The 18,389-nt window shown below is 42.0% G+C and carries 12 protein-coding genes; 10 read left to right on the top strand and 2 right to left on the bottom strand.

Annotated features, from left to right (window positions below; all coding sequences use genetic code 11):
• Window positions 1-114 precede the first annotated feature (114 nt).
• Window positions 115-819, bottom strand: coding sequence for an MFS transporter (locus KOL94_RS22250; RefSeq protein WP_221568861.1), 705 nt, complete (start codon window positions 817-819; stop codon window positions 115-117).
• Window positions 820-1,568: 749 nt separating this feature from the next.
• Here KOL94_RS22250 and hemE point away from each other — a divergent pair.
• From hemE to KOL94_RS22275, 5 genes are all read left to right on the top strand, one after another.
• Window positions 1,569-2,600, top strand: a complete 1,032-nt coding sequence (gene hemE / locus KOL94_RS22255) for a uroporphyrinogen decarboxylase (RefSeq protein WP_221568862.1) — start codon at window positions 1,569-1,571, stop codon at window positions 2,598-2,600.
• Window positions 2,601-2,621: 21 nt separating this feature from the next.
• Entirely contained in the window at window positions 2,622-3,560 is a 939-nt protein-coding gene (gene hemH / locus KOL94_RS22260) for a ferrochelatase (protein ID WP_221568863.1), read from the top strand.
• Between the two features lie 2 nt (window positions 3,561-3,562).
• The gene (gene hemY / locus KOL94_RS22265) at window positions 3,563-4,960 is read left to right on the top strand and encodes a protoporphyrinogen oxidase (RefSeq protein ID WP_221568864.1); all 1,398 of its coding nucleotides are present in this window, start codon (window positions 3,563-3,565) and stop codon (window positions 4,958-4,960) included.
• A gap of 423 nt (window positions 4,961-5,383) precedes the next feature.
• Complete coding sequence (locus KOL94_RS22270) at window positions 5,384-6,640, top strand: ATP-binding protein (protein WP_221568865.1); 1,257 nt, start codon at window positions 5,384-5,386, stop codon at window positions 6,638-6,640.
• A 610-nt stretch (window positions 6,641-7,250) separates the two neighbouring features.
• Complete coding sequence (locus KOL94_RS22275; protein WP_221568866.1) at window positions 7,251-8,384, top strand: CapA family protein; 1,134 nt, start codon at window positions 7,251-7,253, stop codon at window positions 8,382-8,384.
• Between the two features lie 76 nt (window positions 8,385-8,460).
• Here the strand turns inward: KOL94_RS22275 and KOL94_RS22280 are convergent, their stop codons facing one another.
• Window positions 8,461-11,067, bottom strand: coding sequence for a transglycosylase domain-containing protein (locus tag KOL94_RS22280; protein WP_221568867.1), 2,607 nt, complete (start codon window positions 11,065-11,067; stop codon window positions 8,461-8,463).
• Window positions 11,068-11,774: 707 nt separating this feature from the next.
• Between KOL94_RS22280 and KOL94_RS22285 the strand changes: the two genes are divergently transcribed.
• The 5 genes from KOL94_RS22285 to KOL94_RS22305 all read left to right on the top strand — a co-directional run bounded on the left by KOL94_RS22285 (window position 11,775) and on the right by KOL94_RS22305 (window position 18,340).
• Entirely contained in the window at window positions 11,775-12,893 is a 1,119-nt protein-coding gene (locus tag KOL94_RS22285; protein ID WP_221568868.1) for an ABC transporter ATP-binding protein, read from the top strand.
• Between the two features lie 15 nt (window positions 12,894-12,908).
• Entirely contained in the window at window positions 12,909-13,559 is a 651-nt protein-coding gene (locus KOL94_RS22290; protein WP_260412605.1) for an ABC transporter permease, read from the top strand.
• 9 nt (window positions 13,560-13,568) lie between these two features.
• Complete coding sequence (locus tag KOL94_RS22295) at window positions 13,569-14,468, top strand: glycine betaine ABC transporter substrate-binding protein (protein WP_221568869.1); 900 nt, start codon at window positions 13,569-13,571, stop codon at window positions 14,466-14,468.
• Window positions 14,469-15,059: 591 nt separating this feature from the next.
• Complete coding sequence (locus KOL94_RS22300) at window positions 15,060-16,397, top strand: S8 family serine peptidase (RefSeq protein ID WP_221568870.1); 1,338 nt, start codon at window positions 15,060-15,062, stop codon at window positions 16,395-16,397.
• A gap of 227 nt (window positions 16,398-16,624) precedes the next feature.
• Window positions 16,625-18,340, top strand: a complete 1,716-nt coding sequence (locus KOL94_RS22305) for a S8 family serine peptidase (protein WP_221568871.1) — start codon at window positions 16,625-16,627, stop codon at window positions 18,338-18,340.
• Window positions 18,341-18,389 lie beyond the last annotated feature (49 nt).

Consider the following 18,389-nt stretch of genomic DNA (forward strand, 5'->3'; position numbering starts at 1 on the left):
AGCAGCCTTTTTTTATTCGAAATTCACCTTAAAAGTTAATATAGTCAAAAAAAGCCCGGGTATCATTGCCTGATTCCCGGGAATGCCTCTTGTATTTTCTTTCAAACCAAACCATCAATCTTCCTCTGGTGTATCTGTTTGTAACTTTTTCCGCCTTGCTAGATGTTTCTCAACGAGATAAAGCCCGAACATCAATAGAACCAACCCGTTTCCAATGAATTGAAAAACAAGCTGATAGGAGGGTTTAAACTTGAAAAATATCAATACCCCTATATAAAAGGCGATGAACGGCACGATGATCAGTCGTTTCGTACTTTTCTTCTCAATTAAGAAAAAATTCTTCAACCGTTCGTATAAAAGTATGACAACTGCCCAATAAAATAATGAATAGGATAAGCTCAAAGAACCACCAGTCGTCTGAATGAACAACGTCGAGAAAATCAGGTGTATCCCTAACAATGTCAAAATGATCATGAAATAGATACAAATATATAGGATCATACGGATCATGAATAAATTCGGAAGCTGATCAAACAATAGACGTTCTTTATAGCGAAGCCGAAGCTTTCCATAAACGAACATGAAGACGATCGTGCCGGCTATGATACCGAATATATAGGAAGACTCTAAATCATAAAGATAGAGACTTGATATGTCTTCGATGGTCAGATCAGAAAAGAATAATCTGCGAATGAATACCAGCAGATAAACCATTCCGTATCCAATAAAGAAAATAGAGGCTAACTTGAACCATTGGGGTCCAGTCGTTTCTTTCACTTTCTTTTTTCGATTCTTTCTCTCCTGACGTAATGAAGTCATCTCAGGGTCCTCACTTTCAACATTTCGAACATACGAAAGAGATTTTACAACAAGCTTTGTTATAATACTTTGTTGATTTTCCCGAAATTTACGACACTCCTGCGGGAAAAGCGAGCCAGGCGAGACCCCGCACTCTTTAAAAGGATCTTCGACTAAAAACCACCGTCTCCTGCGCCTGTGGTTACTCGGCGCAAAACTGCAAAGTTGGATTTTAACTCCGTGGTCTTGTAGTGATCGTCGAAGCCAGTACAATGAGGAGGCTCGTGGAAGTAGGCAAATGCAAGGAAGTGATGTCTAGCTCAGCGATTAGTTACTTGGATCACTTCAAACTTCCCGTGGCGGTTGACACATTGATTGACATCCTTATGAGTGGGCCCGCGCAGAACCAAGTCTTGCTTGGTTCGAGCCTCATCTGTTTTCCAGTGACATTCGTGACTAATCGGGTCGCTTCCGCTTTACGTTCGCGCGCGGAAAGGGAGTGAATTTCGAAGGAAGCAACAATACGAATACAGCCTTACAAGTAAAACATTCAGCGTTCAAAGTATACCCAACACCGTTCCATATGAAACAGGGGTATATTTTGCGACTAATTTATGACAGTTCGCTTGAGATAGTATACAACGATTAGTAGAACAAGTATAGTGATAATGGTTATAATATGACATTGATTTTATTTTCTTTTACAATGATAAGTATGAAAACATTGTAACGGAGCTACACTAGGCTTTGCTGATGAAAGGTGATTGATGATGACAAAAGTTTTTAACGACCAGTTTTTAAAAGCATGCAGGGGTGAAGAAGTATCTCATGTTCCGGTCTGGTACATGAGACAGGCGGGACGTTCGCAGCCTGAATACCGGAAAATCAAAGAAAAATATTCTCTGTTTGAAATTACCCACCGTCCTGAATTATGTGCAGAAGTGACCCGTCTACCTGTCGAACAGTACAATGTCGATGCGGCAATTTTGTATAAAGATATTATGACACCACTACCTGCAATCGGTGTTGATGTAGAAATCAAGTCGGGAATTGGTCCAGTCATCGACAATCCGATCCGCTCTTTGGCTAATGTGGAACGTCTTGGGGAAATCGATCCTGCGCAAGATGTTCCATATGTATTAGATACAATCAAATTACTCCGTGAACAACTTTCGGTACCATTGATCAGTTTCAGTGGGGCACCTTTTACACTTGCAAGCTATATGATTGAAGGCGGTCCATCAAAAAACTACTATAAAACGAAAGCGTTCATGTATTCTGAACCAGAAGCATGGTTCAAATTGATGGACAAGCTTGGGGAAACAGCGATCCGTTATGTGAAATCCCAAATCGCGGCGGGAGCTCAAGCGATCCAGATTTTCGATTCATGGGTGGGTACGTTGAATGTCGCAGATTACCGCACCTTTATAAAGCCTGTGATGGAAAAGATCTTTACAGAACTTAAAGAGGAAAATGTACCGCTGATCATGTTCGGAGTCGGTGCAAGCCATTTGGCAAACGATTGGAATGATCTTCCTCTTGATGTCGTCGGTCTTGATTGGAGACTGCCGATAAAAGAGGCACGTGCACGCGGCGTCAACAAAACCGTCCAGGGTAATCTGGAACCAGCATTGCTGTTAGCTCCTTGGGATGTGATTGAGGAAAGAACGAAGGAAATCCTTGATCAAGGGACAGAATCATCCAAATTCATTTTCAATCTGGGACACGGGGTTTTCCCGGACGTTAATCCAGATACACTAAAAAGACTTACAGCTTTTGTTCACGAATATACTTCGAAATAACCGATAGATGGGGTGAGAGTTTTGACGAAGCGGAAAGTAGGCGTTCTTGTGATGGCCTATGGCACACCAAGAAGTCCAGAAGAAATCGAATCATACTATACTCATATACGAAGAGGGAAGAAGCCACCCCAAGAAGACCTTCAGGATTTGATCAATCGTTATGAAGCAATCGGTGGTGTTTCTCCGCTTGCGAAAATAACAGATGACCAGAAACATAAATTAGAAGATAAACTGAATGAAATGCATGATGATATTGAGTTCAAGGCTTACTTGGGATTGAAACATATCGATCCGTTTGTGGAAGATGCAGTTCAAGCGATGAAGAGGGATGGCATACAGGAAGCGATCAGCATCGTCCTGGCACCTCATTATTCTACGTTTTCTGTAAAATCCTATAATGGACGAGCAATTGAAGAGGCAGAACGAATCGGCGGACCGAAAATTTCACCTGTCGATGATTGGTATGCTGAACCGGGGTATATCAACTATTGGGCAGAACATATCAAAGAAACCTTTAAAGAGATCACAGAAAGTGAACATGATCGATCAATTGTCATTTTTTCTGCGCACAGCTTACCACAGCGCATCACCCAAATCGGTGATCCTTATCCTGAGCAGTTGCAAGAAACAGCTGACTTGGTTGCGGAAGAGGCAGGACTTCAACATTACACGATTGGCTGGCAAAGTGCAGGTAACACGCCAGAACCATGGATCGGTCCCGATGTTCAGGATCTTACACAAGATTTATTCGAACAGGAAGGATATAAGCATTTCATCTACTGTCCTGTAGGATTTGTAGCAGAGCATTTAGAGGTGCTGTACGATAACGACTACGAATGTAAAGTGGTGACAGATAAACTAGGTGCATCCTATTATCGCCCTGAAATGCCGAATGCAAAACCAGAATTCATCGAGACCTTAGCTAGAGTAGTGACGAAAAAGCTGGAAAGCCGGGATTGACCATGAAACACGTTGTTATTGTCGGTGGAGGGATTACAGGCCTTTCCGCCGCTTTTTCTTTACAAAACCAAATAGAAGATAAGAATCTTCCAATCAGGGTTACTCTCATTGAAGCTGAAAACCGTTTAGGCGGGAAAATCCGCACCGAGTATCATGATGACTTCGTGATCGAGCGTGGTCCAGACTCTTATTTGAAACGTAAAAAAGCGATGACGGATCTTATTGAAAGGCTGGGGCTCGACTATGATCTTGTAAACAATCATGCGGGGCAAGCTTACATTCTTCACGGTACAAACCTCTATCCGATGCCTGAAGGGGCAGTAATGGGTGTGCCGACGGAAATCAGTCCATTCTTGGCAAGTGGTTTGTTCTCATTAAAAGGAAAAGCACGTGCTGGGCTGGATCTTGTCTTACCTAAAAGTCGTACCAAAGGAGATCAATCTGTTGGTGCCTTTTTCAAACGTCGACTAGGTGATGAAGTGGTTGAAAACTTAATTGAACCTCTGTTGTCTGGTGTTTATGCAGGAAATATCGATAAAATCAGTTTGGAGTCGACATTCCCGCAATTCCAGGATATCGAATCACAGTACCGAAGCTTGATTATGGGAATGAAGCAAACCAAGCCAAAGAAAAGTGAAAAATCCTCTAAGGGTGCCTTTTTGACGTTGAAAAAGGGACTGTCTTCCTTAGTGAAAGCATTGGAAGATTCCCTTGCTGGTCGAGTGGAGTTGAAAATCGGCACAACAGTGGAAGGATTGAACAAATCCGATAGTGGATATGCACTGCATCTTTCTGATGGGGCACAGATTGAGGCTGATGAGGTGGTCATGACGGTGCCAGCTAGGAAAGCAGCGAAATTTTTCAACGATGATATTAAAGAACTGATCGGTGAGGTTCCTGCTACGTCAGTAGCAACAATAGCGATGGCCTTTCCTGAGTCAGCCATCCCCGGATCTTTTGATGGAACGGGTTTTGTCATATCCAAGAAATCACCGTTTACAATTACGGCATGTACATGGACAAACTTGAAATGGCCGCATACGACACCAGCAGGACACGTCTTGTTAAGGTGTTATGTGGGGAGGGAACATGATCAAGCAATAGTTGATGAATCTGATGAAACGATTCTTTCAAAAACATTGGCAGACTTGCAGAAAATCATGAAGATCGAGGACAAACCGGAGTTTTATTACGTCACTCGATGGAAGAAAGCGATGCCGCAGTATCTTGTCGGGCATCTTGAACGGAAAAAACAATTGCATGAACGAATGGAAAAACACTATCCTGGAATACAGATTACCGGAGCATCTCTGGATGGAATCGGACTTCCTGATTGTGTAGTCGCTGGAGAAAATGCAGCAGACAAAGTGATCAAGACTTTGACAGAAAAGGCAATTTAACCTGGTTATATAAAGTGGAATAGCAGTGGCATAAGTGCTGAGCATAGGGGAATCTTCAAGCCTCGTAGCTGCAACAGTTTCGGAAGACCCTTAGCGGACACAGGAGACCTTATTTTCCTAAAAATCGTTCATTTATAAAAATAACGGACACCAGAGCTCTTATTTCGTTAAAATCTTAGTAAATCAGCTCAATTGTCACAGATAACGCCCCTGGTGTCCGATAAATTCTAGAACACCGCATTTTGTGACCAAATAACGTCCCTGGTGTCCGTTACGATTTTAGGAAAATCCTTATAACCCAATAAAGGCTGACCCAAACATGGTGGAAATTGATGTTTTGGGTCAGCCCTTTTTTGGTGTCAGACAAGTTGTCTGCTATAATGACAAAGAAACATTGTAACGTCATAAATAGAGGGAAAAAGAATGGCCGAATTACTAAAACCGATCTTTGTTAACATTTCAATTATAGTTTCATTAACCTTTATTGCGAATCTAATCTATCCATTCAATGCAAAGGGTGGGACTTCCTTTAAACAAAAGTTGTTCTTCGGGATAATCAGTTCAATAGCTGCACTTAGCTGCATGTATTATCCGATTGATGGCTTTAGGTCAACTGTTTTCGATCTACGGACAGTACCTTTGATCGTCGTGACCCTTTATGCGGGGCTGACTCCTGGAGTGATGTGCAGTCTGGTGATCATTTTTAGCCGTTTAAGCATCGGTGGTGAATACGCCTGGGTTGGTGTGCTGATTACGATTGTGGCACTTTTGATAGGATTCGCCTATTCGCAATTGTTCAATGAAGCTCTTAAGAAATGGAAGCCTGGATTGCTTGCAGGATTTTTATTTTTTCTTTTTTATGTTCTCATCCTTAATATTTATGTCGATTTTTTACCTATCCAGTTTTATCTCATTTATTTCATCGCTTTCTATTCGACTTATTTTCTATTGATTTTCTTAATTGACAGATTGATAAGGATCAATCTGCAGTTGGAAGAGACGATTTATTTGGGAAAGCTTTCAGTAGTTGGACAAATGGCAGCATCAATTGCCCATGAAATTCGTAACCCTCTTACGACTGTCCGTGGAATGGTCCAGTTCCTTTCCCTTCATACAGAAGACCGGCAGTTGAAACAGCATGCTCCTTTGATGATTGATGAGCTGGACAGGAGCAATAAAATCATTTCAGATTACCTTTCTTTAGTGAAACCCAGTGAAATGAAACTTAGTGATGTTGACTTGAAACAAGTTGTTGAGAATATTGCCCATTTATTATCTCCACTAGGTGCTTTCAATAATGTAATGATTAAAACAGAGCTTTCGGAACCTTTTTATGTGAAAGCAGATGAACAACAATTGAAACAGTGCTTGATCAACTTGATAAAAAATGGGATTGAAGCAATCGATGGCGGCGGCACGATTCATGTAAGGTGCCAACAGAATACTTCCAATTCTGTAGATCTTTTGATAGAAGATACCGGTAAAGGAATGACCCATGAAGATCTGCAAAAGGTGGGTCTCCCATTCTATACGACTAAAACAAAAGGGACAGGCTTAGGGACGATGATTACCTATCGATTAGTCAATAATATGAAGGGATCGATCGTTTATAACAGTGTTCCAGATAAAGGAACAACTGTAACCGTCAGACTCCCTCTTGCTAGAGAAGATAAAAATTGACAAGCTAAAAAATGAGCAATTTAAGCTCGTTTTTTTGTCTTTGGCTTTGTTAAGAAAGATGTTGATTCCTTCGAAATATTCCTTCGAAATTCACTCCTTTCCGCGGGCACAAGAAAAGCGGAAGCGACCCGTTTAGTCACGCAGGTCACTGGAGGACTGACGAGGAGGCTGTTGCCGACGCAGGAAGTGTGAAGTGATCCAAGTGACTGGTCGCTGAGCTAGACATCACTTCATTGCATTTACCTACTTCCGCAAGCCTCCTCACTTGTACAGTTCCTTGCGGGGTCTCACCTGGCTTGCTTTTCCGCAGGAGCCTCGTATATTTCCACTGTCATAACTTTCAGCCCATTTCTTAACAACATTCCATTAGCAACAAACTTTTAGAGAACAGCCTTACAAAAAGTTCGTTGTTATTAAACCTTATGAGACACTTTTGGAAAGCGAGGATATTTCCACCACCATTACATTTGAATTGTGAAAGACAACTATACTAGTTCAAAAAACTTTCCTAAAATAACAAAAACAGAAAATGTCAAGTCTTTATTTTAACAAAATAAGTAATATAGTATTATTATAGATTGAGAATTTTTGTTAGGAAAGGTAATGATGGATGAAAGTATTTTTTGGTTTATGTGTTTCTTTAGTCCTTTTGCTTATGAGTTGCTCACTTCCTTCTGTGGCACCGATAGAGGTTGAAGTCGACCCTCCTACTAAGAAGCAATCCCAAAAACAAACGAATAATCAATCCAATAAACCTACTACTAAAATTTCCGAAAAACCTATAAAAACAGCTGATGCAATAGTCAATCCTATCACAATTTCATTTACTGGAGACATCCTTTTGGATAGTCGAGTTGGAGCAGCAATCGAACAATCTGGTGTAGATTATCCCTATCAATCTGTCAAGCACATACTACAGAAATCAGATATTACAGTAGGGAATCTTGAAACGTCCGTATCGAGACGCGGGACCCCTGAAGAGAAACTATTTGCTTTCCGTTCGAAGCCGGAAACACTGAAGGGTCTTGCAGACGCGGGTTATGATATGGTAAGCATCGCTAACAACCATACCCTTGATTACGGAACGGAAGCCTTATTCGATACGATGGATCATTTGAAAAATCATGGGATAGGGTATAGCGGTGCAGGAAAGAACGAAGAAGAAGCCTTTACAGCTTATTACAAGACAGTGAATGGAAAGAAAGTTGCCATTCTTGGTCTAGGCAGGGTACTGCCATATGCAGACTGGGCTGCTCAACCAGATCGACCTGGAATCGCTTCTGCATATACTTATGAGCCGATGATGAAGTATGTAAAGAAAGCTGTTGAAAATTCCGACCATGCGATTGTTTACATACATTGGAATAAAGAAAGAGCAGATTACCCTGAAGACTATGCCCGAGAAATGGCGAGGAAGTTCATCGATGCAGGAGTTTCGGCTGTAATGGGAAGCCATAGCCATTCATTGATGGGGATCGAATACTATGATGGGGCTCCTATTTTTTATAGTCTAGGGAACTTCGTATTCACTCAATCTAAAAGCCCTAAAGGTCAAGAGTCAATGATTGTCAATCTCTCTTTTGACGGTGATGAAATAAAGCCTAATATCATTCCAGCTAAAATCATCAACTATCAACCAACGTTGATGGATGATGCCTATAACCAGTCAATTATCGATAAACTTAACCAACTATCCTATAATGCTCGCATCGATCAAAATGGAAATGTTGAATCTGAAGAATAGAAGGAGGGGCTGACATTAGTCAGCCCCCCTTTATATATAAAAGAAAGTATAAAATACTTTCTTCAATTATTTTAGCTTAATCGTTATCTTCAGATTCATCTGAACGGTCATCGGAATTGCTGCTGGAAGAGGTATCTTCAGCACTATTGTCACTAGTGTCATCATCTGACCCACTGTTACCATTACCATCGTTACCGCCAGATCCGCCATCATCACCGGATCCATCGTCGCCACCGGACCCTCCGTCACCGCCAGATCCGCCATCATCACCGGATCCATCGTCGCCACCGGACCCATCGTCACCACCAGATCCGTTGTCATCACCGGACCCATCGTCACCACCAGATCCGTTGTCATCACCGGATCCATCGTCGCCACCGGATCCATCGTCATCACCGGACCCATCGTCACCACCAGATCCGTTGTCATCACCGGATCCATCGTCGCCACCAGATCCGTTGTCATCACCGGATCCATCGTCATCACCGGACCCATCGTCACCACCAGATCCGTTGTCATCACCGGATTCATCGTCGCCACCGGACCCGTCATCATCACCAGACCCTCCATCAGAATCCGCATCTTCATTTCCCTCTGATGAATCTTCATCAGAGTCTTCTTTTTTCTTATCAGTATCTTCTTTCTCGTCATCGTCTTTCTTAGGCGGTTTATACGCACTTGGTATGTCGGTTCCTTTTACGAACAGTTCAGTAATGGTACTTGATGAAGGTGTATGGCTTGAAGCTTTTTGTCCATTCCGTTCATCGATCTTCACTTCCTCCACAGTCGAAGGCTTTACAAAATCCTCTGTTTCAGTATTCTTTGAAACATGCGACATGACTTGCTTGAACAGTAGTTTGGCAATGTCAGAGTCTTTCTTTGTTACATACTGTTCAGCTGATGTTTGTTCATAACCGGTCCAGACAGCGGCGGTATATTGGGTCGTATAGCCGACAAACCATGAATCTGTAGAACCCTCTTTAATTCCGTCTGGAGGATTGGTAGTACCGGTTTTACCAGCTAACGGCAATCCTTCGATGTTGGCGAGGGTACCGGTCCCTTCACGTACTACATCCTTCAACATATCCGTGACCATGTAGGCAGTGTATTGATTCATAGCCTTTTGTCCTTTAGTTTCGAACTCTTTCGTTTCACCGGTCGGATAAACGATTTTTGTCACAGTGTGAGGATGATTGTACATCCCCTGGTTTCCGAAGGCAGCATATGCGCCAGCCATGTGAAGAGGTGACACACCATCGTTATCGCCGAATCCGCCAATCGCATAGGAAGGATAGGCATGTTCCAGGGAAATACCAACATTTTCAGCAAATTTTTTGGTACGTTCTCCGCCAACCTCCATGAATGCTTTGATTGCAGGGATATTATACGACTTTACGAGTGCCTCTCTCATCGATAACATGCCATGGAACTTATCGTCATAGTTCTTGAATTCTTTGCCATTGATTTCTAGTTCTTCATCTTCAATCTGGTGATACGTAGACCATTTTTCATATTCAATTGCGGGTCCATAGTCCAAAATAGGTTTAATCGTAGAACCAGGTTGACGTTTGATATCGGTCGCATAGTTGTACCCGCGTTGGATATCTTTTTCTTCAGGATTTCGATTACCACCGATTGCCCGGATTGCTCCTGTCTTCGTATCCAGGAGCACGATCCCGGCTTTGAAGTCATCATTCGGATAAGGTATCACATCATTTCCAATCATCATTTTTTCAGTATAGGTTTGAGCTTCAGGATCAAGTGTCGTATAAATCTTCAAGCCGCCAGTATAGAGTTCACTTTCATTGTATCCTTTGTTAAGCAATTCATCGATGACATGATCGACAAAAGCCTGATATCCTTTGTTTTCAGGTTTTTTATAGAGGATTTCTTCTAACTTAGTCGCGTTCGCCTTTTTTTCTTCTGATTTTGATATGAACCCTTGTTTTTTCATTGATGAAAGTACGATACTTCTTCTCTCAAGTGCATTTTCTGGATGTTTGATTGGGTCATAACCATTAGGCCTTTGGGGCAGACCAGCAAGAAGAGCAGCTTCTGCGACGGTCAACTCTTCGACACTTTTACCGAAATATACATCTGCAGCGGCTCCTAGACCATAAGCACCATTTCCGAAATAGATTCGGTTGAGGTACATTTCCAAAATCTGATCTTTTGAGTACTTCCGTTCCAACTTTACGGCTAAATAAGCTTCTTGAATCTTTCGCTTGATTGTCTTTTCCGGGGACAAATATGTATTCTTCACGACTTGCTGGGTGATTGTACTGCCACCTTCAGAACCCCAGCCTTCTTTTAGGTTAGCTAGAGCTGCGCCGCCGATCCTTTTAAGATCCAACCCGAAGTGTTCTCTAAATCTAGCATCCTCTATCGCCATAAATGCTTGCTTTACGTGTTGGGGTACATTCTCGATGTTGATTGGAATACGATGCTCACTACCTGCCAGCTCAGCGATCTTTTCGCCGTTCATATCATAAATCGTAGAAGAATTGGCATACTTCAATTCTTTTTCTGTCAAATCCGGAGCATCTTGAATAAAGGCGAGTCCAGTCACTCCGCCTGCGACTAATATGATTAAAAAAACGAGGAAGGTCGAAAGAAATACTTTAAAATATCCTTTTTGACTCTTCGCTTGTCTTGCTTGTTTCTTGTTTTGAAAACGGGACATGATTGACACGACCTTTCTTTTTGAAAGGCTTTGTTAAATCATACTGTTTGTTTCTGATTTAGTTTGATTGAAGCGAAATTTTCGACACTCCTGCGGGAAAAGCTCGGAAGTAGGTAAATGCAATGAAGTGATGTCTAGCTCAGCGACCAGTCACACAGCCTCCTCGTCAGTCCTCCAGTGACCTACGTGACTAAACGGGTCGCTTCCGCTTTTCTTGTGCCCGTGGAAAGGGAGTGAATTTCGCAATAATCAACAAGAAACTATAACAAAGCCTTTTTGAAAAATAGTAGTATTGATTTGAAAGTACCCGGCAAATTCCAATTATAAACATTGGTGGAAATTGTCTGATTGTTTTGCAGAAAAAGCCTTGTTCGTTTTCAAAGTTGATTTTCTCGTAATTCACGACACTCTGTCTGGACAAAGCGATTCAGGCGAAAAAGATCCCAAAAGGAAACTGTAACAGACACGAGAGACGTTATTTATGACAAAAGCAGTCTTTCATAATTTTAACGGACATCAGAAACGTTATCTGTGGACAAAACAGCTGTTTTTCCGTATTTTTTATGAGATAGGGTCCATGGTGTCCGTTAAAAGTTTTCGCCAGAGTGAATTTTGCGAAGAAAAACCGGTGATTAAAGAGAAGCTCGCGTTTATTTATGAGAAGAGAGGGTAATCTAAAATGATGATAGTTAGAAGGGGGAACATGCATGATCGAGTTCAAACAAGTCAGTAAAACCTTCCCCGATGGATTCCAAGCGTTGAAAAACATCAACCTTCATATCAACAAGGGAGAGCTGGTGACGTTGATCGGCCCGAGTGGGTGCGGAAAAACGACTACGATGAAAATGATCAATCGCTTATTGGAACCTAGCAGCGGGGAGATACATGTGGATGGGGAGAATATCAAAAATCAGAATCCCGTCCAGCTTAGAAGAAATATCGGTTATGTTATCCAGCAAATCGGTCTATTTCCTCATATGACCATAGAAGATAATGTGGCCCTTGTACCGAAAATGAAAGGATGGTCTAAAGATAAATACATACGTCGAGTAGATGAACTCCTGGACCTTGTCGGACTTGAGCCAAAAGTATTTAAAAAACGATATCCTTCTGAATTGAGCGGTGGTCAACAACAGCGTATCGGGGTCATAAGAGCCTTAGCTGCTGAACCGCCTGTCGTGCTCATGGATGAACCATTCAGTGCATTGGACCCTATCAGTAGGGAGCAATTGCAGGATGAACTTGTAGCGTTGCAGGATAACATCCACAAGACGATCGTATTTGTTACACATGATATGGACGAAGCCCTGAAGATCGCAGACAGGATCGCGATCATGGATAGTGGTGAAATCATACAATTAGATACACCTGATCAAATATTGAGGCACCCTGCCAATCAATTCGTAGAAGAGTTCATTGGGGAAGAGCGGATGAATAAAGAGATTGGTGGAAAGACTGCAAAATCCTTAATGCTCTCCAAAGTTGCGACCGTCAAACCGAACCGTGGACTTGCGGAAGCCTTACAAATCATGAAAACATATTCGGTCGATAGTCTGATGGTTACGAGCAGTAAAGACGTACTTGAAGGTGTGTTGGAGCTTTCAGTTTTGGAAGCGCATTATGGTGAGGAAACCAAAATAGTTGAAAACATCATGTCACAAGTTTCGCATTTTGTAACACCCGAAGCCCTTTATACTGACATTGCAGAAATCTTCGCAAAACATCAGGTCAAGACCATCCCAGTACTTAAAGAAGGCAAGCTAGCGGGTTTGATAACAAAGTCAAGCATGATGAGAGGACTTGCCGGAATGAAACAAACCGTATAGAAATGAGGTATTTCATTGGACTGGAACAGTTTTATAAACACATTCATTAATAGATGGCCGACTATTCTTACGGCACTTGAAGAGCATTTATATCTCTCGTTCGTTTCAATTTTGATAGGAATTTTGATTTCTGTACCATTGGGGATTATCATCTCCAGATTGAAAAAAATCGCAGAAATCGTCATCGGGATCACAGCCATTTTCCAAACCATCCCAAGCTTAGCCTTATTCGGGTTTCTCCTTCCGGTTTTTGGAATAGGGAGCACGCCAGCGATCATTGCATTGATGATCTATGCACTTTTACCGATTTTAAGAAATACATACACAGGGATTGTTGGTGTCGACGATGCTTTGATCCAGGCTGGTAAAGGAATGGGAATGACATCGTGGCAAATACTATGGAAAATCGAACTTCCTTTGGCCTTGCCTGTCATCATGGCAGGGATCCGAACAGCAACTGTATTGACAATCGGAGTTGCAACGCTGGCAACCTTCATTGGAGCTGGTGGTTTAGGTGATGTCATCTACAGAGGATTAAGTACATTGAATAACGAGCTGGTTTTAGCAGGTGCGATTCCAGCTGCATTGCTTGCGATCTTTTTTGACTCGATTTTGAAAGGTATTGAACGGATCGTTACGCCAAAAGGGCTTAGAAAACAAGACTAGGAGGATATCATGTTGAAAAAGACATTGTTACCGATATTACTATTGATGTTGATTATTGCTGGCTGTGGAGGCGGAGGAGCTGGAGGTGATACTCTGGTCATCTCCGGTAAGAAATGGACAGAGCAATATATCCTTCCTCATTTGATGGCTGAATATATCAAAGGCAACACGGATTATGATGTACAAGTGAAAGAAGGTCTTGGAGAAGTTGATGTATTGACAAAGGCGATGGAAAGCGGAGATATCGACATGTATGTTGAGTATTCCGGGACAGGTTATCTAGCTGTTCTTAAGGAAAAGTATAATCCTGATCAATCCCCTGAAGAGGTTTATGAAGCAACGAAAAAAGGATATAAGGAAGAAAAGGATATTGTATGGCTGCCCCCGCTAGGGTTCGAAAACAACTATGGGTTAGCGATGACGGAAGAAACCTATAATCAATTAGGTGTTAAAACAACGTCAGAACTAGCGAAAAAAAAATCTGATGACCTTGTTTTCGCAGCACCACCGGAATTCTATGAAAGACCGGATGGATATGATCCATATGTCAAAACATACGATCTTAACTTCAAAAGTAAGGAAAGTCTGGATCCGAACTTGATGTATAACGCAGTCAAGGATGGAGAGGTCGATCTCATTACGGCATTCACCACAGACGGACGAATTGAACGCTTTAACTTGAAAGTGTTGGAGGATGACAAGAACTTCTTCCCACCATACTATGCTGCACCAGTGATCCGCCAGGAAGCTTTGGATAAATTCCCTGAAGTCGAAAAAGTGATGAAGAACTTGGAAGGTAAGATTTCTTCAGAAGAAATGGCTGAAATGAATGCAAACGTAGACATCGATAACGAAGATCCACAACAAGTCGCAATCGACTTCCTGAAACAAAAAGGGCTGATTGATTAAGTTAACATCAACGGTCTGACACATATTTCAAATTAGGGCTGGTTCTAAACGTGAACTTTCATCAATGTTTGGAATCAGCCTTTTTTGGTTTTTCTTTAAGTCGTAACGGACACCAGAGACGTTATTTGTGACAAAAATGCTGTGTTTCAGGATTTAACGGACACCAGGGACGTTATATGTCAACAAAAGAGCTGAATTATTATGGTTTTAACAAAATAAGCGCACTGGTGTCCGTTATTTTTTTAAAATGAACGATTTTGCGTAAAATAAGGGCTCCTGTGTCCGCTAAGGTTCTTCTAAAACTTTTTAACAATGAGTCTTGAGAATTCCCCTATGCTCCGCACTTATGGGACAGCACCTCCTTCTTATCGAAACATACCTTTTTTCTTAAGTGGGATTGAGTCGTGCCTGGTGCAGTGTAATTGGTCTACTGATTATAGGGTATGGGGTAAATCGTTGGTACTATGATTTTCAGATAGGACCTAAATAACATTTCTATCTATTGCTTGATTGTTTTCAACGAAAATTTCCTCGAAAATTGTAATTGAAAGAAAAATTAGACAATTACTTTATTTTGGGGAGGCAACACGTATGAAGAGAATCAGTTCAATTATTCTAAGCACAGCTTTGATCATTGGATTGTTTTTTGCAGCTCAATCCAATCACCAGGCGCAGGCATCTTCGATCGAAATTGATGATGCTCTTACTAATGTGCTGAGTGCAGCGGGTAACCAGTTCATCGTCGAAGCGGTTATCACGTATGACGCTATGCCGTCAGCTGAAGAAATTGAAGAACTTGAAGATTTCGGTTTGACAACAAAAACGTTCAAGAATCTGCCGATGGTCGCAATCCAAGGAACAAAATTAGAAGTAGATTCATTATTGTCATCTGGAATCAATGCACTTTCAATCTTTTATAATAAAAATTTGGAGTATAAGCTTCGTGACAGTCGCCAATTGATTGGTACTGAGCAGGTATGGAATGACTTGGGGTATACCGGCGAGGGAACAACAGTCGCTGTCATCGATAGTGGAATAGACGCAACACACCCTGATCTTCCTCTAGGGGACAAAGTCGTCCAAAACGTAAAATTCTTAGTAGGGAATAGCTTGTTTTCTGACGGATCTGAGTCACTTTATTTAGAGAATGTAGCGAATACCGATACATCCTCTGGTCACGGAACACACGTTGCAGGTACGATTGCAGGTAATGGTACATCAAGTGATGGGTTATACACGGGCGTCGCTCCTGATGCGAAACTTGTCGGACTAGGTACTGGGGAAGCGATCAGTGTACTCTGGGCGCTTGAAGCTTTTGATTATGTATTGGAAAACCAGGATGAATACAGTATCGACATCATCAGTAACAGCTGGGGAACGACAGGAGATTATTCTCCGAATGATCCGATCAATGTAGCGAGTAAGGCAGCCTATGATGCAGGGATGGTTGTAGCCTTTGCAGCTGGAAACGAAGGACCTGATAACGATACACTTAATCCTTATTCTGCAGCACCCTGGGTCATCTCAGTAGCTGCAGGAACAAAGGACAAACAACTAGCTGATTTTTCTTCAAGAGGGATTCCAGGGGATGAGCTCATCCACCCGGATATTACCGCACCAGGTGTCGATATTGTTGCAGCGAAATCATCTACAGGATTAGTGATGAACCTTCTTGGCACAACGACAGACATCACGTACATCGATGCAGCTCACCTTCCATATTACACGACTGCAAGCGGTACAAGCATGGCAACACCTCATATATCCGGAGTAGCAGCGTTGATGCTGGAAGCAAACTCTGGCTTAACGCCAGATGGCGTATTCGATGCACTCACCAATACAGCTGATCCTATGGATGGATATGAACTTCATGAAGCAGGAGCAGGTTATGTAAATGCTTATGAAGCTGTAAAAGCTGTTGAAAAATAATCAAACATCAATACAATGAGAGGCGCTTCATAAAACTGCCTCTCTTTTTTATACGGTAACCATGACTAATTTACCGTAATCATTCCTCCGCTATAACCAATTGACTACAGTATAAATAAACCATTAGACCAGTCTGATTTAAAACATACGGTGAATTGTAACTGTTTGTAATCTCTTGGAAAATGAAAGTATGAAAATATAAAAATATCAAAATCAGGAGGAATGACATGAAAAAAGTAAGCTTATGGATCCTTACTTTGGTCCTTATTTTAGCATATTCTTTATCAGGGGCAACGGATCAGGCTCGGGCTAATACAGTTGAAGTAGATGAAACGCTCCAGAATATATTAGCGTCTACTAGTGAATCTACGATTGTTGAAGCCGTCATCACTTTCGAGAACATGCCGACAGATACACAAATAGAGAGTGTGAAAGCTCTTGGTCTGAAGACGAAAACATATAAAAATCTCCCGATGATCGCCATTAAAGGGACGAATACAGAAGTACAAAAAGTGTTGGAATCAGACCTGGATGCACTTTCTGTCTACTATAATAAGAGTTTGGAATACTTTCTTCGAGACAGCCGTGAACTTGTCGGGGCTGAACGTGTCTGGAATGATCTTGGCTACACAGGCGAAGGAACGACAGTGGCTGTAATAGACAGCGGGATAGATGCGACTCATCCGGATCTGCCTTTGGGAGAAAAAGTTGTACAAAATGTCAAATTTCTTTTAGGCAATCTATTTACAGATGAAGCTCTCTATTTAGAAGATGTGGCAAATACGGATACGTCTTCTGGGCACGGGACGCATGTCGCGGGTACCATTGCAGGATCAGGAACAGCAAGTGATGGATTATATAAAGGGATCGCCCCGGATGCTAAATTAATAGGGCTTGGAACTGGAGAAGGGATCAACATTTTATGGTCCCTGGAAGCTTTTGATTATGTCCTGGAAAATCAAGAAAAATATGGGATCGATGTTATCAGTAACAGCTGGGGGACGACTGGTGAGTATTCACCTAACAATCCGGTGAATGTCGCAAGTAAAAAAGCCCATGATGCAGGGATGATTGTCACCTTTGCAGCAGGGAACGAAGGACCGGATGAAAACACCTTGAACCCGTATTCAGCTGCCCCCTGGGTCATATCAGTGGCTGCTGGAACAAAGGATAAAAAACTTGCTGACTTTTCTTCACGCGGCGTGCCAGGTGATGAAGTCCTACACCCGGATATCACTGCACCAGGTGTGGATATCGTTGCAGCAAAATCATCAACAGGTTTAGTCATGAATTCATTAGGTTCTGTAACAGATGCCACTTATATCGAGCCTCAGCATCTCCCATACTATACGACAGCAAGCGGTACGAGTATGGCAACCCCTCATATCTCAGGCATTGTCGCCTTGATGAGAGAAGCGCAACCTGATTTACATCCGGATATCGTATTGGATATTTTACAAAGAACGGCCGAACCGATGGAAGGGTATCAATATCACGAGGTAGGTTCAGGTTATGTGAATGCATACGAAGCTGTAAAATCAGCTGAAAAAACCAACCCGAATATTGGTAAATATAAAGATAAGAAAACGGGCAAAACCTATGAGACTTACTTTGTTGAAGAAACATGGGAAGGAACTCTCGGTGCAGGTGTCTCAGAAGCTGGAGCAGCATCGCATGACTACTATGATATTTCCCTTGATAATGATGCAGTCAGTCTGAAGGTACGGATCGATTGGACATCTCCAACTAATGATCTTGATCTAGAAGTCCGCGACCCAGCTGGTGAGCTTGCTGGTTCCTCTGGAAATGCAGTTTCTACGACAGAAGAAACCACTATTCCTGAGGTTATCGACGGCACTTATACGGTTGATGTCATAGGATGGCTGAATACAATTGAGCAATATAATGGCACCTATACGATCGAAAAGATTTTAAAGAAGTAATAACGAAGAAAGGGCTGACTTGTTCAGCCTTTTTCCTTTTCATACATAT

Source organism: Alkalihalobacillus sp. TS-13, from assembly GCF_019720915.1.
In the GTDB taxonomy this organism is placed as follows: domain Bacteria; phylum Bacillota; class Bacilli; order Bacillales; family Fictibacillaceae; genus Pseudalkalibacillus.

What these genes read in the sequence shown, in the direction of transcription:
- KOL94_RS22280 (WP_221568867.1), bottom strand. Translation starts at nt 11,067, where the DNA reads ATGTCCCGTTTTCAAAACAAGAAACAAGCAAGACAAGCGAAGAGTCAA.
- KOL94_RS22270 (WP_221568865.1), top strand. Translation starts at nt 5,384, where the DNA reads ATGGCCGAATTACTAAAACCGATCTTTGTTAACATTTCAATTATAGTT.
- KOL94_RS22250 (WP_221568861.1), bottom strand. Translation starts at nt 819, where the DNA reads ATGACTTCATTACGTCAGGAGAGAAAGAATCGAAAAAAGAAAGTGAAA.
- KOL94_RS22300 (WP_221568870.1), top strand. Translation starts at nt 15,060, where the DNA reads ATGAAGAGAATCAGTTCAATTATTCTAAGCACAGCTTTGATCATTGGA.
- KOL94_RS22285 (WP_221568868.1), top strand. Translation starts at nt 11,775, where the DNA reads ATGATCGAGTTCAAACAAGTCAGTAAAACCTTCCCCGATGGATTCCAA.
- KOL94_RS22275 (WP_221568866.1), top strand. Translation starts at nt 7,251, where the DNA reads ATGAAAGTATTTTTTGGTTTATGTGTTTCTTTAGTCCTTTTGCTTATG.
- hemY (WP_221568864.1), top strand. Translation starts at nt 3,563, where the DNA reads ATGAAACACGTTGTTATTGTCGGTGGAGGGATTACAGGCCTTTCCGCC.
- KOL94_RS22305 (WP_221568871.1), top strand. Translation starts at nt 16,625, where the DNA reads ATGAAAAAAGTAAGCTTATGGATCCTTACTTTGGTCCTTATTTTAGCA.
- hemE (WP_221568862.1), top strand. Translation starts at nt 1,569, where the DNA reads ATGACAAAAGTTTTTAACGACCAGTTTTTAAAAGCATGCAGGGGTGAA.
- KOL94_RS22295 (WP_221568869.1), top strand. Translation starts at nt 13,569, where the DNA reads ATGTTGAAAAAGACATTGTTACCGATATTACTATTGATGTTGATTATT.